Source organism: Pseudoalteromonas caenipelagi, from assembly GCF_013140855.1.
In the GTDB taxonomy this organism is placed as follows: domain Bacteria; phylum Pseudomonadota; class Gammaproteobacteria; order Enterobacterales; family Alteromonadaceae; genus Pseudoalteromonas; species Pseudoalteromonas caenipelagi.
The window spans coordinates 161215-185195 of record NZ_JABBPG010000010.1; the positions used below are offsets into that span (position 1 = coordinate 161215).

Annotated in this window: 22 protein-coding genes; 4 read left to right on the forward strand and 18 right to left on the reverse strand. The window is 43.4% G+C overall.

Going from position 1 to position 23981, the window contains the following annotated elements; genetic code table 11:
* Positions 1 to 65: 65 nt before the first annotated feature.
* From HG263_RS19090 to zntR, 3 genes are all read right to left on the reverse strand, one after another.
* Positions 66 to 1175: a 1-acyl-sn-glycerol-3-phosphate acyltransferase gene (locus HG263_RS19090; protein WP_171627673.1), complete on the reverse strand. Its 1110-nt coding sequence runs from the start codon at positions 1173 to 1175 to the stop codon at positions 66 to 68.
* Between the two features lie 99 nt (positions 1176 to 1274).
* On the reverse strand, positions 1275 to 2465 hold the full coding sequence (locus tag HG263_RS19095) for an SO_0444 family Cu/Zn efflux transporter (protein ID WP_171627674.1): 1191 nt from the start codon (positions 2463 to 2465) through the stop codon (positions 1275 to 1277).
* Positions 2449 to 2862, reverse strand: coding sequence for a Zn(2+)-responsive transcriptional regulator (gene zntR, locus HG263_RS19100; protein WP_171627675.1), 414 nt, complete (start codon positions 2860 to 2862; stop codon positions 2449 to 2451). Before zntR ends, HG263_RS19095 begins: the two co-directional genes overlap by 17 nt.
* A 75-nt stretch (positions 2863 to 2937) precedes the next feature.
* Between zntR and HG263_RS19105 the strand changes: the two genes are divergently transcribed.
* A complete protein-coding gene (locus HG263_RS19105) occupies positions 2938 to 3885 on the forward strand; it encodes a D-2-hydroxyacid dehydrogenase (RefSeq protein ID WP_171627676.1) in 948 nt (315 codons plus the stop codon).
* A 168-nt stretch (positions 3886 to 4053) separates the two neighbouring features.
* Positions 4054 to 4428 (forward strand): DUF3192 domain-containing protein, encoded by a 375-nt coding sequence (locus HG263_RS19110; protein WP_171627677.1) that lies wholly within the window; start codon positions 4054 to 4056, stop codon positions 4426 to 4428.
* Positions 4429 to 4470: 42 nt separating this feature from the next.
* Here HG263_RS19110 and HG263_RS19115 read toward each other — a convergent pair whose 3' ends face one another.
* Both HG263_RS19115 and HG263_RS19120 read right to left on the reverse strand, forming a co-directional pair.
* Positions 4471 to 5373: a GGDEF domain-containing response regulator gene (locus HG263_RS19115; protein WP_171627678.1), complete on the reverse strand. Its 903-nt coding sequence runs from the start codon at positions 5371 to 5373 to the stop codon at positions 4471 to 4473.
* Positions 5374 to 6153 carry a response regulator gene (locus HG263_RS19120; RefSeq protein WP_171627679.1) on the reverse strand — a complete coding sequence of 260 codons (780 nt, stop codon included), beginning with the start codon at positions 6151 to 6153 and terminating at the stop codon, positions 5374 to 5376.
* Positions 6154 to 6735: 582 nt separating this feature from the next.
* On the opposite strand from HG263_RS19120, the gene HG263_RS19130 reads away from it, so the two are divergent.
* Both HG263_RS19130 and HG263_RS19135 read left to right on the forward strand, forming a co-directional pair.
* A complete protein-coding gene (locus HG263_RS19130) occupies positions 6736 to 7047 on the forward strand; it encodes a hypothetical protein (protein WP_171627680.1) in 312 nt (103 codons plus the stop codon).
* Between the two features lie 88 nt (positions 7048 to 7135).
* Positions 7136 to 7300, forward strand: a complete 165-nt coding sequence (locus HG263_RS19135) for a hypothetical protein (protein ID WP_171627681.1) — start codon at positions 7136 to 7138, stop codon at positions 7298 to 7300.
* Between the two features lie 148 nt (positions 7301 to 7448).
* Here the strand turns inward: HG263_RS19135 and HG263_RS19140 are convergent, their stop codons facing one another.
* The 13 genes from HG263_RS19140 to HG263_RS19200 all read right to left on the reverse strand — a co-directional run.
* Complete coding sequence (locus HG263_RS19140; RefSeq protein ID WP_171627682.1) at positions 7449 to 8078, reverse strand: YitT family protein; 630 nt, start codon at positions 8076 to 8078, stop codon at positions 7449 to 7451.
* A gap of 55 nt (positions 8079 to 8133) precedes the next feature.
* Entirely contained in the window at positions 8134 to 9855 is a 1722-nt protein-coding gene (gene argS, locus HG263_RS19145; RefSeq protein WP_171627683.1) for an arginine--tRNA ligase, read from the reverse strand.
* 186 nt (positions 9856 to 10041) lie between these two features.
* Complete coding sequence (gene dpgD, locus HG263_RS19150) at positions 10042 to 10863, reverse strand: enoyl-CoA-hydratase DpgD (protein WP_171627684.1); 822 nt, start codon at positions 10861 to 10863, stop codon at positions 10042 to 10044.
* Positions 10864 to 11112: 249 nt separating this feature from the next.
* Positions 11113 to 12858, reverse strand: a complete 1746-nt coding sequence (locus HG263_RS22725) for a carbamoyltransferase C-terminal domain-containing protein (protein WP_171627685.1) — start codon at positions 12856 to 12858, stop codon at positions 11113 to 11115.
* 11 nt (positions 12859 to 12869) lie between these two features.
* The gene (locus tag HG263_RS19160) at positions 12870 to 14132 is read right to left on the reverse strand and encodes an enoyl-CoA hydratase/isomerase family protein (protein ID WP_171627686.1); all 1263 of its coding nucleotides are present in this window, start codon (positions 14130 to 14132) and stop codon (positions 12870 to 12872) included.
* Positions 14133 to 14228: 96 nt separating this feature from the next.
* Positions 14229 to 14888 (reverse strand): enoyl-CoA-hydratase DpgB, encoded by a 660-nt coding sequence (dpgB, locus tag HG263_RS19165; protein WP_171627687.1) that lies wholly within the window; start codon positions 14886 to 14888, stop codon positions 14229 to 14231.
* Positions 14889 to 14910: 22 nt separating this feature from the next.
* Positions 14911 to 15993, reverse strand: a complete 1083-nt coding sequence (dpgA, locus tag HG263_RS19170) for a 3,5-dihydroxyphenylacetyl-CoA synthase DpgA (RefSeq protein ID WP_171627688.1) — start codon at positions 15991 to 15993, stop codon at positions 14911 to 14913.
* A gap of 99 nt (positions 15994 to 16092) precedes the next feature.
* Complete coding sequence (locus HG263_RS19175) at positions 16093 to 17319, reverse strand: aminotransferase-like domain-containing protein (RefSeq protein ID WP_171627689.1); 1227 nt, start codon at positions 17317 to 17319, stop codon at positions 16093 to 16095.
* 75 nt (positions 17320 to 17394) lie between these two features.
* Positions 17395 to 18009, reverse strand: coding sequence for an O-methyltransferase (locus HG263_RS19180; protein WP_171627690.1), 615 nt, complete (start codon positions 18007 to 18009; stop codon positions 17395 to 17397).
* A gap of 31 nt (positions 18010 to 18040) precedes the next feature.
* A complete protein-coding gene (locus tag HG263_RS19185; RefSeq protein ID WP_216628504.1) occupies positions 18041 to 19345 on the reverse strand; it encodes an ATP-grasp domain-containing protein in 1305 nt (434 codons plus the stop codon).
* Positions 19320 to 20771 carry an NAD(P)-binding domain-containing protein gene (locus HG263_RS19190; RefSeq protein ID WP_171627691.1) on the reverse strand — a complete coding sequence of 484 codons (1452 nt, stop codon included), beginning with the start codon at positions 20769 to 20771 and terminating at the stop codon, positions 19320 to 19322. Before HG263_RS19190 ends, HG263_RS19185 begins: the two co-directional genes overlap by 26 nt.
* 56 nt (positions 20772 to 20827) lie before the next feature.
* Entirely contained in the window at positions 20828 to 22168 is a 1341-nt protein-coding gene (locus HG263_RS19195) for an MATE family efflux transporter (RefSeq protein ID WP_171627692.1), read from the reverse strand.
* Positions 22165 to 23981, reverse strand: a 1817-nt coding sequence (locus HG263_RS19200) for a condensation domain-containing protein (RefSeq protein ID WP_171627693.1), incomplete at its 5' end; no start/stop codon positions are given. The genes HG263_RS19195 and HG263_RS19200, both read right to left, overlap by 4 nt.

Genomic DNA, 23981 nt, shown 5'->3' on the forward strand with positions numbered 1-23981 from the left:
ATAGCAAACAAAAAAACCACTCTAAAGCTGAGTGGTTTTTAATCTGCAAATAAATTAGCTACCGTTTAAGGAACTAACTTTCTTTTTAGGGGCTCAGCATACATAGCCAGCACTTGAGACTTCAGCTCTTGTGGCACCTTTTCTAACCACTGAATAAAGTCCTGCTGCTCTTGGGAGCTTGCCTTACTACACTCACCTGCAGCAATATAATTACTAGGATGTAAGTAGTACTGACTCAGAATTTGCTGATCTATACTGTGTGCTAACTGCTCTGGCGTGTCACAGCTATCAGTGATTGGCTGACCAAATGCAATGTGCACATGCCCTTTATCCGAGCGGATCCCCTCAACAATACTTTCAATATCTTCCCCTTGCGCTTTTACGTAAGCACCAAACTCTCGCTTATGAACGAGTTCTTTAGCTTTGGCGACAGCGCACGGTTCGTATTGGTAAGAAATGGAAACCGGTACAATTTTTAAAGTACGAACGTACTCGTCTAATGGCATTTTTAACTTACGGCCTTGCAACTGTAGCATTTTGAGTAAAGCTGGGTCAGTTTGATCAACACCATCTTTTGCTCGACCTTCTTTTTGCGCAATCCAAATTGAATGGCCTGATTGTAACGAGTCATAGATGTAGCTAGAAAGCTCGGTCAACGCCCTAAGCATTTCTTTAGGTGCCTTGGCAGAACGTTTTACGATAAAACTCTTGTTCAAACGCATCAGGTCGGTGATGTATGGAACCTGTAGTAAGTTATCACCAATTGCAATGCGGACGGTATTCATCTTGTGTTGATGCAAGCCCCAGTTCATTAACGCAGGGTCTAATACTATATCTCTATGATTAGAGACAAATAAATAGGCTCCCTCCTTATCGAGTTTATCTAAACCAGAGTAGGTCACCTTAGAGGTCGTATTGTTGATAAGTATCTCAAGATAATGAGCGACCTCATGCTGCACCTGCTCAACAGTTGTAAAGCTTCCCCATTTGCCACGTAACCTTGCGCGAACTAGAGGCCTTGCAAGCACTGACCAGCGACTCAACCAAGCAGGCAAATTGTACTTTGCTATCACATCGATAAAGTCATTGTCGGCAAGCAAACGCCGAAGAGCTGCGGGTACTTCGTCATCATTGTAAGGTCTTATTTGTGCGTACTTATCCACTAAACTACTCATTTATCTTAGGATTAAACATCAAAGCGCGGTATTTTATCGCGCTTATCATTGGGAAGCCAAGATTATCAAGTCTGACCACCTTTGCAAGTACCCACTTTGTTATTTCTTTGCCACTTTCTCCCAACCTGCTAATAAAGCTAAGCGAGCCATCAATGCCAATAGTACCCAAGCGCACAGTAATGTAAGCCATTGCGGTAGCACTTCATGCTGCATTTGATGCATAGGCTCTACGGAAAAAGCAAATTCTGCTACCAAAAAGTCTGTCAAAAAGCCAAACAAAATTGCCACGCCAATTACCGCCCCCAAATAGGCAAAGATTGCACGCCGCCCAAGCTCTTTACCGACTACACCGAGTGTCGCTATATTCGTTGCAGGCCCAGCTAGCATAAACACTAACACCGCCCCAGGAGAGACACCCGCCATTAAAAGTCCTGCCGCTATCGGCGTTGATGCCGTCGCGCAAATATACATAGGAATACTGATTAAAATGACCACCAGCATCGCTAGCACCCCACTGCCCCATTCGCTCAAAAAAGATGTAGGTACATACGTTTGTACAAGTGCAGCAAAGAACAATCCTATCATTAACCAAACCATGGTATCTGAAAGCAATTTATTACTACTGAACTTAATTGCTTGAGCAACTTTGTTAATCACTGTCGGCGTCGCTTGCTGTGGCTCAGTTGCACAACAACTTTGCTCGTCTTCTTGCTCAGAACTACAACAACTCGCATTGGTTTCCTTATTAGCAGGTTTGTCGTCACAGCAGCTGGGATTAGATGTTGCTACCTGCGTACTACAGCTACTTTGCTTAACTAAGTTAGCCTGTTTCGGTTTGCTATCGCAGCATGCCTTATTGGCAACGTCCTGCTGCTGGATAGCTTGTTCTGAGTTGCTATCTTTGCCAACAAGAACACCAGCAACAATAGCGCTGCTCACTGCTGCTATTGGCCTGATCACTGCCATAAACGGACCTAGCAATACATATGAAACAGAAATTGAGTCTACGCCTGTTTCTGGTGTAGAAACTAAAAACGCCGTTGTTGCACTTTTCGACCCTCCTGCTCTTCTTAGCCCAATCGCAGCGGGGATCACGCCACATGAGCAAAGTGGCATAGGAGCGCCAATCAACGCAGCCTTTATTGTCGTCCACAACCCTTCTTGTCCTAAATGCCTTTGTAAAAAGTCCTTTGCAATAAAAACGTTCAGTAAACCCGCTAGTAGTAAACCAAGCATGAGCCAAGGTGCCGATAGTAAAAACAGCTGCCAAAAATTAGTTACAAGTTCCATCAACATCCTCCAATGCGGTTAAAATTGAGCAAAAATCTGCACTTTCTGGTCCACCGCAGCAACGCTGCGCCAATTTAGATAGTGATTGTTCAAATCGTTGTAATTCCTCTATTCGGGCCCTCACCAGATGAAGCTTCTGTAAAGTAATCTCTTTGACTTCTTCACAACTGTGCTGATGCTTTTCAATCTGTATCTGCAGCAGCTCCTGAATATCTTTAAGACTGAAGCCAACCGCTTTAGCACGCAAAATAAACTGCATTTGACGCCGCTGTTGCTGCGTGTACATACGGTAACCCGCTTCACTTCTCCCACTAGGGGTTAACAGTTTATGCTGTTCATAGTATCGTAGCGTGTCTGTGGATACACCTAATGACTTAGCCAACTCGCCAATTTTCATCTTTGTCTCCTTTGTTATACGACAAAGTATAAACCTTAGAGTTAACACCAAGGTCAAGAAATTTTTTGGAAAACTATGAACATCGTACTACTTGATGCAAACACCCTTGCGAATACTTCACTATCAGCACTACATAACCTTGGACAATTAACTGAGTATGGCAATACCCTCCCTTCACAAATTGTAGAGCGTTGCCAACATGCAGACGTTGTTATTACCAACAAAGTTGTCTTAGATGCCAATGTACTAGGTCAACTGCCAAACTTAAAGTTAATATGCGTAGCTGCAACAGGAACAAACAACATTGACCTGAATGAAGCCAAAAAGCAAGGTATTACAGTAACTAACGTTGCAGGCTATTCGACCCCATCTGTAGTGCAACATACTTTTACGCTATTAGGAAACTTGTTAGGTAATGTGCATCACTATGTCAACGATTGTGCGCAGGGAATGTGGCAGCAAAGTGATATGTTCTGTCGCTTAGATCACAGCATTACAGAAATAGCAGGCAAACAATTTGTGATCGTCGGCTACGGCACGTTAGGGCAAGCTGTTGCAAATGTTGCTCGCGCCTTCGGTGCTAACGTAATTATTGCTGAACATAGGCACAGCAAAACGATACGACAAGGGCGCACACCATTTGAAGACGCGCTTAAGCAAGCCGATATAGTATCAATTCACTGTCCTTTAAATGAAAAAACAACTGATCTCTTCGAGAAGTCAGCTCTATCACTACTAAAACCATCTGCTGTGCTTATCAATACTGCTCGTGGCGGTATAGTGAATGAACATGCGCTAGTTAACGCTCTGGAAAATGCCCACATAGCAGGGGCTGCGGTTGATGTTTTATCATTTGAACCTGCACAAAATGATAACCCTTTACTCACTTATAAAGGGGATAATCTACTACTGACTCCACACATTGCATGGGCAAGCAAAGAATCCATAACAAGATTAGTAGAGAATATTGCACAAAATATCGAAAGTTTTTATAAAGGACGAACGAGTAACATTGTCGTTTAATGCGATAGCCTAAATAACTAAAAAGTAGTTAGATTTACTAGTTATGTCATTTTTGTTACCAATGAAATAACTAGCAACAAAGTGTAACGCTATGATACAAAAAACTTTTTTATCTTTGGCAACAATTTTGCTTTAATACGTTCAAATACTGTTAAGGATCATATAAAAATGAAAAAACTACTTTTAGTCGCTGTGCTCGCTACTCCGTTACTTTCAGGCTGTATTGTGGCTGTGTCGGACGGTGAAGTGGAACATGGTTGGGTTAACAATAGCGGCAATTGGGAAAGAACATTTCAAGATAACCGTAAGAAAATAGCTCAACTCAGCTTAGGGACAAATTATCAAAGCGTCTTAGACTCTTTCGATACACCGGAGTTTACGGAATTAGTAAAAAAAGGCGAGAATGTTTACCAAGTTTTATACTTTGCGACTAATAGCAAACACTCTGATGGAAAAATTACTAAAGATGAGTGCACACCATTAGTTTTTAAAGACGCAAAGTTGATCGGTTTTGGCGAAAGTGCCATGGCTGAGATTTTATAACAACTAGGTTAAGCTAACCGAATAGGTGACAAGTTCGTCTTCTCACCTATTCACCATCACCATACGCTCTTGATTAGCGTGCGCCGCACACAAAGCGCCATCGGCATCTTTAAAACAATGAGCGATACCTAAAGAATAATCTTTCGACACAATCGTTGTGCCAATACTAATACTCACATGCGCACATATCGGAGACGCTTTATGGGGAAGTAGTAATTGCTCTACCGCATCATGCATACTGTCACAAAGCAACTCCACTTGCTGTGAATTAAGTCCTTTTGCGACAACACAAAACCTCACTCCATCATATCGAGCAACAAAACCTTGCTGTTGATGAATAACCAATTCAAGTGCATGCGCCACTTTAACTAAACACTCATCCCCTCCGGCATAACCATGTAGATCGTTATAAGCTTTAAAATAATCTATATCTACTAGCATCAATACTAAACTTTGCTGAGTGCTTTGGCAGAGCTGCCATTGCTGTGCTAGATGCGTGTCTAGTAGGCGCCGGTTTGGCAACTCTGTAAGCCCATCTATTGAAGCCAGTTTTTCTAACAAATCGCTTTTTTGCTTCAGCGCTAAATGAATTTTAACACGTGCTTTTACAATTAAGGGGCTAAATGGCTTAGTAATGTAATCAACAGCACCCATTTGTAGTCCTTTAACTTCATCGCTATAGCTATTACTTGAAGAAATGATGATTACTGGGATCATATAAGTGGTTGGGGACTCTTTTAACTTTTGCAAAAACAAAGTACCACCACGCTCACGCAGCGTAATATCAGTGATGATTAAATCAACATTGTTTGTAGCAATAACTTGCAATGCAGCATCTGAATTGTCACACAAGGTAACTTGGCAATCTTCACTAAGCGTGTTTTCTAGCACCACTCGGTTTAGGGGATCGCTATCAACAACAAGAACATGTGCACCGCTTACCATCTAATCACCTTTGTACTGCCTCAATATATACTCACGAACTTGAGTTAAACGCATGATTAAGTGTGCAACTAAGTGACTCTTTTGTAGCTGATTCGTCTCTTTTAAGTGTTGCTCTAGTTGCATAGCAGCGTCTGAAAGTGCAATAAAGCCCACTCCCCCCGCTGCACCTTTAATATTGTGCGCCATCATTTGTAGCTTGTCTGTATCACTTTGCATACTCACCTTTTGTAAATATTCTGTACACATCTTTGAAAACTTATCAAGCATTTTGTTCAATAGTTCAGCATCTCCCATCATTTGTTGTAACGCTAACTCACCATCAAAAAAAGTCGCTTCGCTTGCTATATACTGCTGTAATGCTTGGTGTAGCATGGTCTGTGAGACTGGCATAGTTAGATAACCGTCCATACCTACTGCTTTAGCACGTTTTCGTTCAGTTACTTGGGCATTCGCGGTTAATGCCACTATCGGACTGGTAAATTTTGGTAGTGATTGCCTAAGTGCCTGAGTGGCTTGAAACCCATCCGTACCTGGCATATGAATATCCATTAATATAATATCGGGTTGTAAAACAGCGACAATGTCAACTAGGTTAGCCGCCGAGCTCAATACGACTACATTAACCTTCATTGTTCGCAACATATTCGCCGTGATATCTTGATTTACCTCATTGTCGTCAACCACAAGACACAAACAACCAGACACTTCTTGCCGGGTTTTAGGCAGTTCAGGGGCATGCTGCTCATGTAACAAAAAACAAAAGGCACTTTGTAAAAACATGGCCTCAGGCATTGTTTTTACAATTGTTGAACTTGCTACTGGTAAAGAGCAAACAGGTTGCTTACTGGGCACTTTGTAAAAACATGGCCTCAGGCATTGTTTTTACAATTGTTGAACTTGCTACTGGTAAAGAGCAAACAGGTTGCTTACTGATCACATACTTTTGAAGTTAAAAGCGAACGATTCCGCCACCTGTTTGATTTAACACTATCGGAATCTTGTATTGAAGAGCTTGAACACTTGAATGCAACCATGCTTTCTGCGCGGAAAAAAGAAAGGTGATCCTTATAAAGTGGGTGACAAATTTAACTTGACCAATCACATGTTTCGACATACTTGTAGTGGCACAATAAATTAGGACATCACGACGATATTGGATACCAATACAAGCACATAAACGAAGCTATATCCGCTGTATATGGAGATAGAGGGCTATTGACCGCTGATGAGTTAGTGGATTTAGTAGAAGGATTTGAAGCGCTACTTATTCACCACGTAGCAGTCGATTTAGCCAGATCAAAAATTGCGTGGAGGTGCGGGTGAGAGATTCAACAAAGCGGCAAAACAGTTGGTAGTTGGTAGTTGGTAATTGGAATATCCGATAGCAGTTCTGGTAATCCTACACACATAAAGCAAGTTCACTTCAAAGACGTTGAGCAGTTCAAAGCCTTTTTGATTAAAAATATCGACATGATACGTGGCTTACCACACGGGTATTGCACTGCCGGTGATGCTTGCAAAATTAAAGGAGCAGCAGTGCCTGCTGGTTGCGTATCATGCGGCTCCTTTGTTGTAGCAAAAAGGCATAAGTCTCATTGGGTTGCTATGAAAAAGAATGCACAATCAAAGCTTGAAAAATATAACTCTCTATCGACCGAGCAGCAAAAAGAGTGAGAGCTAATCAAGATTTCCTGGCTTAAAGATCTGAATGCTGCGAATGATGTGCTAAACGATCTTGCGGAAAAGACAAGGGAGGGTTCTTATGACTGAGTTATCAGCTATAGAGCGAGGCAAAAAAGCGCTCAGGGAGATGCAGGCTGAAGGTGTACGAATCACCAAGAACGCTGTGGTAACAAGAGCTAGGTTTGATCACACTAATTTCAATAAAAAAGATTATGAAAACACGAATAGCAACTCTGCCAGCTAGAAATTCAGCTTGCCGCCCACTTATAGAGCTACTTATAACATTACAAGAATGAATATTTAGAGCGACAAAGTATTCTGGCTCGTGCGATATTCGACAGTATCTAGCTAGAATAAATGAAACATCTTCTTTATCGTAAGTTTTTGTAATATTAAAAAAGCTTTCTAATTGAGCTTTTTCCAATTTTCCTCCTTGAAGTTAGAACACGGATAACCAATGCCATAGAGAAAACGGACAGTATGCCTAATATGAAGGACTTCAATTGAGCATACACAAGTGCAGATAAGGCTATAACCAGGGTATCTAAAACAAAAAGAACCGTATGGTTCTTAATACGACTATGGTTGGAAATGACTAAAGCCAAAAGACCCCAGCCTCCTGAAGAGCCATTTCCTTTTAACATCAAAGCAATACCAGTCCCAAGAAATGCTCCTCCAGTGATAGCATCAAACGGTAGAAAATGGCTCTTAATTGATGTAGATAAGTAAAAGTCCAAAATTTCACTAAGAATGCTTGTTAGAGCAACAGAATACATAGTTCGAATAAATATGGTGGTACCAAGCTTTTTATATCCTAAGATAATTAAAGGGGCATTAATAAGAAAGACAGAAGCCCCAATTGGAATACTTAACGTTTTGTTAAATATAATTGCTAATCCAATTGGACCTCCGATTGATATATCACTCGCTGAAAAGAAAGCAACGGCGCTAGTAGCAATAAAAAAAGCTCCTAATGAAATGAGCCCAAAATCCTTAATAGCTCCAACGCTCATTGCTTTCATCTAACTAATTTCTCCATACTAATTTAAACGTTTTAAAATAACTTGAAGAAATAAGCTACATTTTTTCCATAACTTCAATGCCAAGTATGTTAAGCCCTAATGCCAGGGTTTCGGCAACTAGGTGGGATAATAATAAACGGCTGGAATTATTAAGAATCGGGCAGGCTTCATAAAAGCTCATATATTGACTTGCCAGCTCATATAAATAATTACAAAGAATATGCGGCATAGCTTCCTGGATCATTTGATCCAGGACTTCTTCGAATTGCAGCACTTTTAAAGCAAGTGATTTTTCTTTTTCTTCGACAAGCAGCAGTTCGTTAACCTGAGTCGGGTCCTGAACACCACTTTTTCTCAGGATACTGCGGATACGCGTATAAGCATATTGAAGATAAGGGGCCGTCGAACCTTCAAAACTCAGCATGCTGTCCCAGTTAAAAATATAATCGCTAGTTCTATTTTTAGACAGTTCAAAATACCTCACCGCCCCGATGCCAACCTTATGGGAAATTTCAGCAAGCTCTTCTTCAGATAAGTCAATGGCCCGCTCCTGCACTTTAACCTTTGCCCGGTTGACAGCTTCGTCCAGCAAATCAATTAATTTAACCGTTCCGCCGGTACGAGTTTTAAAGGGTTTTCCATCTTCCCCCATAATCGTCCCGAAAGTACAGGCCTCCAGGGAGGTTGAATCTTTAAGGAATCCGGCTTTACGGGCCGTTAATTCTACCTGGCTGAAGTGCAACTTTTGACGGGCATCGACAAAGACTAAGATACAATCAACGTTCAGCTCATTGGAGCGGTAATCACATGCCGCTAAATCTGTGGTTGCATAAAGGTAACCGCCATTAGATTTTTGCACAATAAAGATGGAAGGATCGCCGTTTTTGTTGGCCAACTCGTCCAGGGTGACAATTTGCGCCCCCTGATTTTCGGTCGCGATGCCCTTTTCTTTTAAAGTATTCACCACACCTTCAAGCCGATCATTGTACGCACTTTCTGCCTTGATATGCTCAGGCTTTAAAGTCACATTCAGTTTTTCATAAACAGCCTGTGCGGCTTGTGTTGAGGTATCAATAAACATTTTCCATAATTTTTTACAATGCTCATCGCCACTTTGCAGAGCCACCACATAATCGCGGGCTTTACTCGCGAAATCAGCATCATCATCAAAACGCTGTTTTGCCTCCCGATAAAAGTTCTCCAGATCACTTAACGGCATTGCAGTAACGTCTTGAGACTGTTTGAAGACATCATCGAGATAGGCAATCAGCATACCGAATTGCGTTCCCCAATCGCCAACATGGTTTTGCCGGATAACCTCGACACCACGAAATTCCAGGCAACGCGCGATAGAATCACCGATAACGCTCGAGCGGATATGGCCAACGTGCATTTCTTTGGCTAAATTAGGTGACGAATAATCAACAACCACCTTCTTCGGACGCTCCAGCTGGGTGACACCTAGCTTATTGTCCCTGCTCGCAGTTAACAAATGCTGCGCAATATATTCAGAGTTAAGGTGAATATTTATGAATCCCGGGCCTGCCAATTCGATCTTTTCAGCAATACCGTCCAGCTTCAATTCATCCACTAATTTCTGTGCTAACTCTCTAGGATTGACTTTAAGTTTTTTTGCCGCGCTCATGGAGCCATTGATCTGATAGTCGCCAAATTGAGGTTTTGTGCTTTTCGTCACCCCCGGACTACTGTCTTGCGGAGCCCCTATTGCTGCCATAGCCTCTATAGTACGTTCTCTTAAAATCTGAAGTATGTTCATCTATTTCCCACTAAATAATATTAACTTTGCTGCACTAAAATATTAGCCATAGCATAAACAATATAAAAACCAGTTATAATACCATAAGTTGGTTTATTTTATCTAACGTCGCCATAAATAGCGTGGCCGATAATGAAAATCATCGAAAATCATCTTGGATGGACAGCCACGGTGTTTATGTCCCGGTTATTCTCCTTCCCATTCCGGACATCTTTTCTCTAAAAACGCATTTACCCCTTCTACCAGGTCAGCACTTTCAAGCCGGCGTTGTTCGGCATGATAATGTTGTTCAAAGGCCTCTTCAACCGACAAAGAGGCGCTTTGGTAGGCGACATTTTTAATTGCTCTAACCGACATAGGAGAACACAGCAGTATTTTTTCAAGCCAGCTTTCAACGGTCTCCGCTAACTGCTCGGCCGGCACCACTTCGTTGACCAGACCAAAGTCAAAGGCTTCATTGGCGGACATTTCCCTACCGGTAAGCAGGTAACCCATAGCTTTTTTTAACGGCAGCTGTCTTGTCAACCTGAAGATCCCCCCCGCTCCCTGGATTAAACCCAGCTTAGCTTCGGGTAAGGCAAATACAGAGTTATCCGATGCAATGATTAAATCGCACGCCAGGGCCAATTCAAACCCTCCCCCCATGGCATAACCGTCGACCATGGCTATGATGGGCTTTTGAATATCAAAACGCTCCGTTAACCGGGGCCAGCCCGGCCTGCCTCCGCTGCCGAAACTGGAAAAAGGTTCGCCGGCTTTATAGCGCTCGCGTAATTCTTTTATATCCTGACCAACAGAAAAAGCCTTACCTCCGGCACCCGAGATCACCCCAACCCAGATATTTTCATCGGCATTGAAGTCATTCCAGATTTCCAGGAGCCTGGCATGCATATCAAGATCCATAGCATTTAATACACCGGGCCTATTTAAAGTGATATAGGCCACTTTTCCTTTTTTTTCATATAAAACAGACAATTGCTGTTCAGATGATAATTCGACACTAGACATTTAATAACTCTTTAATCAATATAAGTTTGGCAATAGAGCAAGGTAACATGAGAATCGGGACAGGATTTCATCAAGAATGTTGCCATGCAAAGTACTGATAGCCATCTTGCCCTCTTTGCTGGTATATGCGGGATTTAAATGATGGCGCACCGGCAGGCGAAATAAAAAATGCCTGCCGGGCTCCAACCAGAGTGACGGCTACTTCATAAGCATATACCCCTCTGAAGCCGGCAAGCTTAACTGACAGTATTAAGCCACGGACTGCTCCGCTTCTACCTCAGGGAAACCATGGTTCTTTAACACTAGGTAATCCCCCAACACCAGATAATCTAAACCGGTAGAGAAGAAGCAACGAATCGCATCAGTTGGGCTATGAACAACAGGCTCGCCTTTAACATTAAAGCTGGTATTCAAAATAGCGGCACAGCCGGTTCTTTCACGAAAAGCTTCGATGATATTATAATATTCTTCACATGCCTTTTTAGAAACCGTTTGCGGTCTGGCTGTGCCATTGATATGCGTTACCGCCTGTAACTTATCTTTATACTCGTCATTAACCTCAGATATCATCTGCATATACGGGCTGTTAGCATCTAAGTTAAAATATTCTTTCCCATACTCTTCCAGCACCGAAGGCGCAAAAGGCCTGAACTCTTCGCGGAATTTGATCTTGGAGTTAACGATATCCCGGTGTTTTTCTGGGCGCGGATCGGCGATAATACTCCGGCTCCCCAGGGCTCTCGGACCAATTTCAGATACACCCTGAAATAAACCTATGATATACCCCTTGTCCAGCAAAGCAGCTACTGTTTTGGGTTTATCCGTCATCTTTTTATAGGCTAAACCACAGGTCTGAAGTTCTTTTTCAATTTCTTCATCAGTATATGAAGCCCCTTGATAGGCATGCTCAAACGGGAGTCTGGTCGTTTCCTTATAAAAGGTGTGCCATCCCCAATAGGCAGCCCCTAAAGAGATACCGCCGTCACCGGCTGCTGGCTGAATAAAGATATTTTCTATGCCAGACTCTTTATAGATATGGTAGTTAGCCACACCGTTTAATGCGACACCTCCGGCCAGGCAGAGGTTCTTTTCACCGGTTTCGGCAACTAAGTCGGCAATAATTTCAACACAAACTTCATTTAACCTTGCCTGCATACTCGCAGCGATATCTTTATGTTTTTGTGTCAGGGGTTCATGCTCTTTTCTTGGCTCACCCCAAAGTTTCACCACTTCATCTGAATAGTATGAGCCGGTGTAACCACAGTCTTTATTGAAAAGAAAATGCCGGAAATATTTTTGTTCAACATCATAAATATTCTTTTCATCTGCTTTGAAAATTTTCCTGAATTCATCAAGATAAACTGGGCTGCCATAGGAGGCAAGTCCCATCACCTTATATTCATCTCCAAAGCCAAAACCCAGGTAGTCGGTAAAAGCAGAATACATTAAACCAAGTGAGATCGGCATTTTCTGGGATTTTAATGGTGTCAGGTTATTTTTATTGCCCACCATAACTGTGCCGGTACAAAACTCCCCCCGGCCATCCCAGGTAACCACGAGCGACTTATCAAAGCCAGAGGCAAAATAGCTACTATAGGCATGCGCTTGATGGTGTTCTATCTTGACCACTTTCCCTTTATGAAACCTTGACTTGAGAGCTTCCAAATAGCGTTTGAATTCAACCTTTTGTGCATAGATATAGCGCACCCGCCTAGAAAGCAAACCTAGATTCAACGACTCCTTATTAAGCAACAGGTTCATAAACTCTTTATTCTGCTCATTCTCCCAGCCGACAACCACAAGATCGATATCCTGGTCTTGTAAATTGGCTTTTTTAAGGCAATGTTCGATAGATTTATATGGAAAGCCGCCATCCTCTTTTACTCGGGAGATCCGCTCCTCTTCGATTGACGTGACCAAACGGCCATCTGAAATAATTGATGCTCCTGATGCATGACTGCTACCAAAACCTATTCCTAAAATATTATATCTCACATCTAATTCCGTTATTTAATTTCAGCGGCTGCTGTAAACTGGCTGACTTTATTCTTTACATCTTCCGCATATTTTCTTTTTGCCTGCTCTTTGGAAAAGTGATGCATATAATCTTTGACGGCCGCTAGAGGCTCTCTCGCAATAGTCAGCATCTTTTTATTCGCAACAACAGCAGGTGCGCTCATTAACTCGATGGCAGCGTCAATGGCCTTATCCATGTCTTCTTTTTCAACCACCTCATCAAAAATCAACTTGCCTTCATCCGAGCTTGCCCAGACTTTTTGACCATGCAATATCACTTGCTTGGCAAGCCTGTCGGTGGCAATCGTCGCCAAACGTAAATTAGCCACGCCAGGGATGATGCCTTCTTTAGCGGCAGGTAAGTTGGCATAACAGCCCTTTTCCCCAATAACATAGTCGCTCACCAGCAGCAACTGCATACCTCCGCCGATAGCAAAGGTATCCACGGCGGAAATCCAGGGTTTATCAACAGCGTGTAATTTTGAGGAAAGCTGGCCTTTATCCACCCTGACACCGTGGATGAGCTTGTTGACACAACCTAATTCACGGCCTATCAGGAAATCTAAGAAGGTGATTTTTTTATAGTGTAAGTATTTTAAATTGATGCCGGCACTGAAAACCCGCTTGCCTTGATACTTAGGATGATTAACCGTACCTCCTCTGAGGACACCAACCTTGATATGATCAGCTAAATAAACAATATCGATCACCGTTTCAAAATCAGCAACTAATTGATCATCTTCAGCATTCAGCGTGTCCTGATTCAGGAAAGTAATGATCCCGGCATCCCCTTGCTTTTCCAGCATAAGTGAAGGCAATACCAGCTTACCTGCGGTAATAAACTCTTGCAGCAATGCATAAGAGGATTCCTTAGGAGCTAACATTGCCAATACCAAGTGCATGCCCGCATCTTCAGAGCCCAAAACTTCAGATAAAAACAGCGAAGAGATCAAATCCTTCACTTCTTCCTGCTCACCGCCGGCAATTTGTGGGATCAATCTGGGAAACTGTTCATAAAAGGCATTTGCCAGCTGACCGACTCTTAACTTAAGGCTGAATTCATTCGTCAATGTTTTATATATTGAGACTGCATGCAGGCTGAAAAACTCTTCCATTAAGGTGTAGAAGGTATCATCAAGTGATGCTTTTTGATGGCCGCCGCCAAGCAAATTTTGAATAGAAGCTTCAATAATGCAAATATCACTCCCTAATACTTTAGAAAAGCTAGGGACCATGCCGTTATTTTCAATCATGATTTTTATATTTCTCTTGTTATACAACTCGATTAAAAACAAAGCGTCAAAGACAAAACAGATATCTTACCTTTGACACAGTCATATTGATAATCCTTAGCTCGCCATCGCAAACTGGCGCAGAACCTTATCGCATGCTGCCAATGACAAACCTATGGTGTCATCAAAGCTGGTGTGATATGCCTCCAGCATTAACCGGCGGCGTACTCTGATATCGTTGAATACCACGTCATGCATTTGAGCGACAAAACGCTCAAGGGCGGCATCAGTCTCATCGGCGATTTCATCAATCAAACCGGCCTGGTTAGCTTGAGCTGCATCCATACCTTTGCCCAATAAGATCAGACTACGTGATTTGCTGTGTCCGATTTGATTCACTAGGCGGTGGATCAACACACCAGGGAAAATATAAGCTTCCTGCATTACACTGAAAGTAGTGGCGTTTGTGGCGATTCGGTAATCGGATACTACTAAGATGGCCAAAGCAGCAGCTAAAACATCCGATTCAGCTGTGGTTACCACAAGCGCATCCAGGTTTTCAATTCGGCGGATCACCTTTTCCCATTTGTGTACCAGATAGACATCTTTTTCGCTTTCCGCATTAAGGCTTTGTATCGGCGCCATCGCTCTGATATTTAAATGAAGCACCTTTGCGCTCTTATCATTCTCAACCTGTTTACAGATGTTGTTCAGGCTGTTTACCAGCTCTAAGGTGATAGTTGCAGATGCGTCTACTTCATGTTTAATTATTGTCATTTCCATTTTTCCTTTTATTTTATTATGTCCACTGAACTAAAGCTGTTTCTATTGCCGCCCCGGGTCCCATCGTCATCAATACACCAAAATCTCCGGGTTTAGGGGTTCCTTCGTTTATCAAACGCTCCAAAGAGAACAAAAACGAGCCACTGGATAAATTTCCAAAATCTTTTAAGACACTACGGGTATGTTTTAAATCTTTTTTGGTGAGACCCAGGTTAATACATATCGAATCGATAACCTTTTTACCGCCGGAGTGAACCACCCAGTGTTCGATATCACTTACTTTCAGATCATGCGGGGTAAGTAAATCGCTGATGACTTGCTCTACCTGAGAGCCAACAACGTAGGGCACATCTTTAGACAGGTAAAAACTGTTTTTTCCGTAATTGTCGTCCCATGCAAACTTCATGGCATCGATGGCACTGTATTCGGTCAGGCTCAGGTTAGAGAGAATTTGAATAGCATTAGCATGGCTTTGCCCTTCGGGCTCACTCATCACAGCGGCTGCACTGGCGCCATCGCCAAACAAGCTGTTAACAACGCATGATTCAATGGTACCGTCAGAAACATAGGCGGCTGAACATATTTCAGTGCAGACGACAACGGCTAACTTTCCGGGATTGGAATTGGCCCAGTTCTTGACCGCATCCAGGCCATTAAGGCCAGCCGAGCAGCCCATGCCGACGATATCTATCCTGTTGCAATGCAGCTTGAGGTTGAGCTCTTTGCAAAAACGAGCACTTAAGCTCGGCACCAGGAAGCCGGTCGAAGTCACACAACAGATACAATCAATATCCTGGGTCGTCTTATTGATTTTCTCCAAACATTTTTCGATGGCCCGGCTTCCCAACTTAAGGGCTTCGTGCTCATGCCTGTCGATCAACATCGCCTGGGATTCAGAGTTTGGGTCATTACTATAACCAACCGGAACCGTTAAATGACGCTTTTCAATACCGCTGTTGATGAAAATCCCTCTTAGTCTTTCATCTTTTAAAGCTAAATGATCAGCCACGTCCTTCTGGATGTAGAATTCCTCAGGAACATCATGAGCGCACGAGAGTATGGCCCCTTTGGAAAATTCATTTTTATTACTACAAATCATAAATACAACTTTTTATAAAAATTTTATTAATTCTATTACTTGAAAAAACACGGCCATTCCTGCGGAAAACACATGCTCGTTCAAGGTATAGTTCCCTAATTACAAATATTTTTTAAGAAACTTGCATAACCTGCGCGTTCCCTCGGCAATCTGTTCAGGACTATAATAGCTATATGCCAGCCTAATACCGTTCTTTTCGCCGCTGGCAGCAAGAGAAGGGTATTTGACCGGCATGCAGGCAACCTCATATTCCTTCACGCACTCTTCCAACTTTTCCAGGTCGAACTCAAAGGGCAAATGGATCATTAAAAAGAATCCCCCTTCGGGTATCTCCCAATGCGCCTGAGAGCCCGACAATTCCTCCGCCAGCACAGCCAGCATGGCATCTCGCCTTAACCGATATTCTTGTTTGATATCTGATAACCACGGCTGTAATGAATGGTCATGTTCGATCAAGAAGCCGCCCACCAGTTCCTGCGTTAATGCACTGGTATTGAGTGTGGTATGGCTTTTTAGGTGGATAAGCTCGCCATCCTTCCCCGCCTTGTCATCATCTAATACCAGATAACCAATTCTGAGGCCCGGGCATAAGGTTTTTGAAAATGACCCGACGTAGTACACCAGGCCTTGCGAATCCAGTGATTTAATCGATGCCGGAGCCGTCTGGGAGAATGAAAAACTAGCGTAAGTGCTGTCTTCAATAATCTTCAAGCCAGTCCTGGCACAGACCTCAAGCAAATCCAATCGGGCTGATTCGGATAGGCAATAGCTCATAGGGTTGTTAAAGCTAGGGTTGATATAAATCAGCTTAGGATTAAAACCGCTGTCATTCAGGTCCTGCACATAACTTTCCAGCTTGGAAAAATCAAATCCACCGTCAGCATCCTGCAGAGTATCTAGCGGTACAGAGACCCCTCTTTTACCTAAGATATCCACCAAATTGGAAAAGCTGAAATAACCCGGCTCTATGATAAGCACACAATCGTTTTCTGAGGTAAGTTCATGCAAAAGCACCAGATTGAATCCTTCCTGGCAACCATTTGTTACCAGTATGGAGTCAGCCGATGCCTCAATATTTTCATCATTGGCCAACAACTGGCTTAATTGGTGCTGAATCAATCCTTCACTTGGACCATAGCTTAATAAATACTCAATGACCTGTTCATGATCAAATGAATACTGCTCCATTAACCTTGCTCTAAACAGCTCCCGGTACCGGTTCAGTTCGAGTCGGTTATATACATCAGGATTAGGACGACCCAGCGCAAGTGAAATCGCGTCCGGATAGTTACTCGATAATCCATTAATAACTGATAAAATACTCAATTGTAATGTCCTCAATCTGCCGTCCGCTTTCAGCTAAGCAACAGAAATAATTGATACAGCATTTACATGACCGTCTTATGAATTACCATACTCAGGCGTCATGATAATTAACCCGGATGAATAGCTTAAACCGGCTTTAGTCACACCTTTCACCGCTTTAAGGTCATTCAGAGCGCCCATGGCAAACGGGTAGTGATCTTCAGGCCAGTCTTCTTGCGGGTGCATATCATCAACAATATACAAACCACCCGGTTTGAGTAGTTTTAGCGTTTCTTCAAGGTAGTGGTATTTACCCGGTTCAGCATCAGCAAAAATCAGGTCAAAAGATTGTTCCGGTTGATTTTTCAGATAATCAATTGCATCACCGACGATAAAATCGATACGCTTATCATCTTCAAGCGCCTCTCTGGCCACTTTCAAGTAAGTATCTTCACGGTCAATCGTGGTTAAGGTCGAGTTAGGACATAAGCCCTCAGCCAGCCAGGCCGTAGCGGCACCTGTGCCAGTTCCCAGTTCCAAGATTCTGCCGTTAGGTTTCGAAGAGACTAACAACCTCATTAAAGCACCCGAAGCATGATCGGAGGCCATATCAAACCCCAGCTCTTCAGTTCTTTGTTTAATATATTTATGCGCATTCAAGCTAGGTTTGTTGAAGCATTCTAGGTTAAAGTCGTATTGTTCTTTTTTCATAAAATTCACCTTACATTTAAGATTGACATGTTTAGTTATTGTTTTGGATGTCAAATATCAAATCGTCCCTTTGATATTTGAGTAGTGTTGAAAAGTCAGACAGCAGTTGGTTACTATCACTGTTGACTAGGTAAACAAAGCCGGGAAGACCTATGGTATCGACGGTTATGGTTACCTCTATCCCGGTTTCCGGTAAACCCGAGAAATTTGAAAAAGATGTCAGTTCCTCAATCATAGGAATACCGGGGATCCCTGTTAACTGGCCATCTTTTTTAAAGAGCAAGGAAACTTCCGCTAAGTGGGCATTTAACTGATAAGCAGATGTCACCGTTTTATTGATAAAAGTTTCCGGGTCCAGGTACATATCGACACACATGCTGACCTGGGTGTAGCCCAACGCCTTGATAAAAGACTCCTCATCGATAGAAGCCCCCATAAGCCGTGCATTTGATTCTATTAACACTGGGCCGCTTTTTGTTAAGATAACTTCATTATGGGCTGGCCCGTATTGCAGCTCGATCGCCGCCAGTGCATCACAGGTATACTCGCTAAGCAGTTGTCCGGTTGTTGAGCTGCTGTCACACAAGAGCATACCTTCAAAAAGATAAGCTTTACCGGGACAACGGCTTCTGACCTGTTCCCAGATATCGGTGACATAGACCTTTCCGTTCCAGCTGAGGGTATTAACAAAATACTGGGTGCCTTCAATAAATTCCTGAACCAACAGCTCATGATTGATGTAGCCCAGCAGATTTTTTTTCCCCAACAAAGCAACAACCGCTCGCTTGACATCATCCAGTGAATCACAAATGGTCACGCCGTCACTCGCTCCGCTATTCAGGGGCTTGACCACTAAAGGAAAGCTATTATGTTCCTGAGCCCAGTTAATCAGCTCATCAACAGAAGTTGACTTAAATTGCTTGATTGCTCTGATATTTTGACTTGCCAGGGCTTGATGCGTACAAAACTTATTGCGTCTTAATTCGGTTGTGGATGCATGGTTGGTTTCGGCGAGCCCCAGCATGCTGGCCAGTTTTTCCGCCAGTTCAACACCACTATCGGATCCAGCAATAACATGGCTGACATTCAGCCTGGCCAGTTCGGCAACCACTTCTTCTTCATTACCTTGGCAGTCAATAGTCTCAATAAAACCAGCTACTCGGGTTTTTCGGCTGGAATCATTAACAATATGAACACACTTGACGCCACGGTTTATGAACTCCTGCGCCAACTCATTTCCTGTCGACAAGGCATCGACTATCGCAATTATATTATTCAAAATTTTTCCTTTTGATATTTCTTTGGCTGGCCTAATTGGTTTGATAATTTTCTTCATCCTGGATGAAGTCCATAATATGGTCGAATGAACTGTGGAAGAGCCTCTTCGAGATATCTTCAGCAATGATCTGACTGACTTTAGCCACACATTGGATACCCACAGTGGAGAGCACAACATCAGACATACTATAAAGCCGTGAAATCACCTCCTCACTGTCGCCATGCTTAGATCTGAACTGGTACGATTCACTGAGGATTGGCTGTACGCCTAGCGACAACACATTTTCATCAAAAATGACGTCTTTCCAGGTCAGAATATCCTGATGGAAATGCTTCAGTTCAGGTCGAAGCTCCAGGTTATACTGAGGTCCGGTAGCGATGATCAGCTCGTCAAACAAATGGGCTTTTTCATTCGAGATAAGTTCGATTTCTTCACGTGAATTGAGTCGCAGATCAGAAATTTTTTCGCCTTCGAGGATATTAATTTTTTCAATGTGCTTGATATTGGCAAAATACTCAGGCCTTGGCGCTGAGCGTCCATCCTTGAAAAAAAGTGCCAGCAGCTTAGCCCTGTCCTGCGGCTGCAGGTATTGATTGTAGTCCAATACCGGCTGAAGTATGTCTGCTGGCGCCTGACCGCTTTCCTCATCAAAGATCAGGGCATCGTTTCTCCCTCTGGCTAGGATTGTAGAGACCCCCTCTCCTTTAGGAAAAATTCTCCGGCTAAACATAGTTAATTGACTGCAACTATGCTCTATCGATGCCGATGCGTTATCGAATGCGGCAGCACCGGAACCGATAACCGCGACTCTGCGCCCCTCAAATTTTCGAAAATCGATATCGTCCCAAGCACAATGGATACGGTGTTCCGGCAGCAAACCAACATATTCTTCAGGCATATGCCAGGCGCCTGAGGCCGTCATTCCTGTCGCCAAACAGACAAACTTTGAAAAATAGACTTGCTGGCCATCACCTTGCCTGGGGATTATTTTGAAACAATCGGCATCTGTCTGTGATTCAAGCTCAGCCACCTCATACTCATTGATCACATCGATCTCCAGCACTTTCCTGAACCAGGCTAAGTACTCTTTCCAATTCTCGGTCGGGATATAATCAAAGCTATCGTACGCTGCTTCGCTGTATTGGGCGCAATACCAGGTTCTAAAGCTTAATAAGGGATTGCCTGACTCCATTGCTGGGATATTTTTCGGCGTCCGCAAGGCCGGCATCCTGGCAAATGTACTCCAAGGGCCAGGCTTATCTAGCGGCTGTTTATCTAAAACAAGGATCCGTCCGATCCCCCTCATTTTTAAATTATGCGCCAGAGCAAGACCACACTGCCCCGCCCCGATAATGACAACATCATAAACTTTCTGTCCGGCATCAAAACGGCTGGGTTTACACCAGCTCTGCTTAGTAAAGTATCTTTTCTGATCCAGATCCTGTTTGATCCATTTTTCTAATTCATTGATAGATAAAACCATATTTTTTAAATACCACTTAAACTCTATAAAATATTAATAAACTGAACATTACACTTTTATCGGAAACCAAGTCCGTTTCTCTGGACCCTTAAATAACCAAACAAGAGGGTAATCGTTAATAAGAAAAACACCGAGGCAATAGCTATCCACAGCGCCTCAAAATGAGTTCCCCCCGCATCAACAAGTTGATCAGCAACGAAATAAATAAAGAACATCCCCATTACGAAGTAACTAAAGATAGAGCTGGCCATAATCATGATGCTCTGCTTAAGACACCTGAGAATGGCGATAAGAAAGTACTGAAGAAGATCAAAAACCGAACAGATCATCAAAATGGGTATCACCATTTCAATTTTGCCTCTGACACTGTCGGTTAATGCATAGGCACTTTGCACGTAATCAATAAAGTTGCACAAAATGGTGAATTGTACACACATACAGATCAACAACAGCCCAGCCGCAGTTTTAGCGATTTGAAACACTTCCCTGCGCCCCGCCTCAGCCAGCTTACGGCTGATGATGATGCTCATAGCAATACATATACTCGAGGGAATGATAAACATAATCGAAAATAGCGAACGGGTGACTTCATAAGCCGCGATATTTTCGGTAGAGGTTCCCGAAATATAGTGCATGGACAAGGTGAACAGGATAACTTCAAACAACATAGCTATGCCCAATGGAATCCCTTTGCTCAGCACCACTTTAATATTGGTGAACTTAGGGGAAACATCCTCATCCTGATGATAAAGCTTACGGTTACTGCTGATTTTGCCTTGTGCCTTGTAGGCGAGCACCAGCAGGATCACCACATTGGCCAACATGGTTGAAAAAGCAATCTCCCTGATATCCAGCCCCTGATCCTGATGGGCCAGGTACAAATAAGCCACTTTGGCCAGACAGCCGAATATCACGGAGATTAAATGAGCATTAAGTATGGCCAGCCCGGACAGAAATCCGCGCAGTGAGAACCCCAAGGTAATAAAGGGTAAACTCAACATCAGAATATCCAGATACTCTGTCGCCAGAGACTCGACACTTTCCGATGCTGACCAAAAATCTAACAGCAAAGGTTTATAAGCAAAATAACAGGCAATAAACAGCAGAGGTAAAAGCAATGAGATCAGTAACGCGCTATAAGCAATATCATTGACTTCCCATAACTTTTTATTGCCATCGGCAAAACCTATCAGCTGGGGGATTATGCTAAACACCCCGGCAAAAAAGAAAATAACGGGCACAAAAATGCCATATGCCAAAGAAATAGCCGCCAAAGTTTCACTGCTGATATTTGCCGCCGAAATGGAATCGGCCTGCACCATCAATATCTGCACCCCTTGAGAGATAATCAAAGGGAATGCAAATATTAATAGATTCCTGGCGATATTGAGATTCATAGCAAAACTCCCGCATCCATGGTTTGCCCGGCAAATTCTTTCAAATAAGACACGAGCGAGTTCAGTTGCTGCTCATCAAAAATGGTCGCGTCATGCTCAATAAAGAATGAAAACCCTGCAACCTCCTCTTTCACCACAAAGGTCAAACGGTCCCTTGGTGCAAAAATGCTTAATCCAGGTATTCGGTATGGCGCTAGGGTCTTTCTGTCTTCTCCCAAATCTTCATAGATAAAGTTGACCGATAGCGGCAAAACATCAAACTCAGACAAGGGCAAATCCTGGTTTTCCAGGGCCTGCATTAATGACCCAGCAAACCTGTCCAGAAATTCCGCAGGCATATCCGATGCCGTCATCTCGGACTTGACCGGAATAAAACCGGTCAGGCTGCCAAAGGTGGTTTCTGATCCCATCAGGCCGCGTCTTGCTGCTATAGTCCCCAACAGAAACTTATCGCTGTCAAAATACTTATGTAGCGCATAACAGCAGGAGGCGAACAAATAAGTGTAATAACTGATATTCAACCCCGAAACGACTGGCTTGATATAACGCTTATCAAACTCCCCGATGGCAAAGGACTGCGCCTGGATCATGCTGAAATGCGGTAAACCCGGCAAGGCCAACGAGCTGGCATCTTTAAGATAGCGGGTCCAAAATGCACGTTTATTATCGGCATCATCAGAGGCAAGCCAGTTTTCATGGTCCCTTAAGTAAGACAAATAGGACGTGGGCACTTCACTCTCGGCAACCTCCTCATGGTTGGCGGCCTGGGCTAGCGCGGCGTCTATTTGTTTCTCCAGTAAACCAATGCTATATCCGTCAGATAAAATATGATCAAAAACAAGAACTAAAAGCCGCTTGCCGTTGTACTCTACAATAGTTGCAGACCCGGGCCGACTTCCTCCTATAAGGTCAAATTTCTCGGTCGTTTTCTGCTCAAGGTAACCTTGTAATTCAGCCTGCGCAGCACATTGATAAACTTCGACATCAGCAAATGAATCGTACAACTGAGTCAGGATAAGGTCACCGTCATCATTTTGCTTAAAGCTCAGATTCAGAGCTTCTACCCGACTGAGTTGTTCGCCTATCACTTGGCACAAGAGCTGAGTGGGCAATTGCACGGTAATTTCCTTGATCACTGGGATATTCAAAGCCTTAGTCAGGTTTTTATATTTAACCTGCAACTCTCTAGGCATCCTATATTCCACCACCTTATCCGCACTATCACCCTGCGGCTTAACCGTGAGTTTCGGCCGCCTCTGAATTAACTCTGCCAGTTCGGCAATCGTGGTATGGGCAAAAAGATCCCCCAGGCTGATATCCACAGCAAAAGTATCCTGCAGCATACGCCGCATGCTCACTAGCTGGAGAGAATTCCCTCCCGCCGCATAAAAACTGTCCTCAGCGCCAAAATGATCCGAAGACAATAGCCTTGTCCATAGCTGGTGTAGCTGCTCCTCAATAGCATTCCCTGCCCTAAACGCAGCTTTTTGCTGCCCTTGGTATAAGGCAAGCAGTGCTTTTCGGTCTATTTTCCCGTTCAGGGATAACGGGATCTGCTCCAAAGTGATAAACATCGTCGGCACCATATAACCGGGCAAGCAAGCAGATAGCGCCTGCTTCAGCTCGGCGCCGGCTAGGGTTTTCCCCTGAACCGCCACCAGGTATGCCACCAGCAAGGTCGTGCCGTTATGCTCAACATCAATCACCACCGCCTGCTCGACCTCCGCCGACACCTGCTTAATCACAGTGGAGATCTCTTCCGGCTCGACCCTGAATCCCCGGATTTTGATTAAATTATCCACCCGGGAAAGAA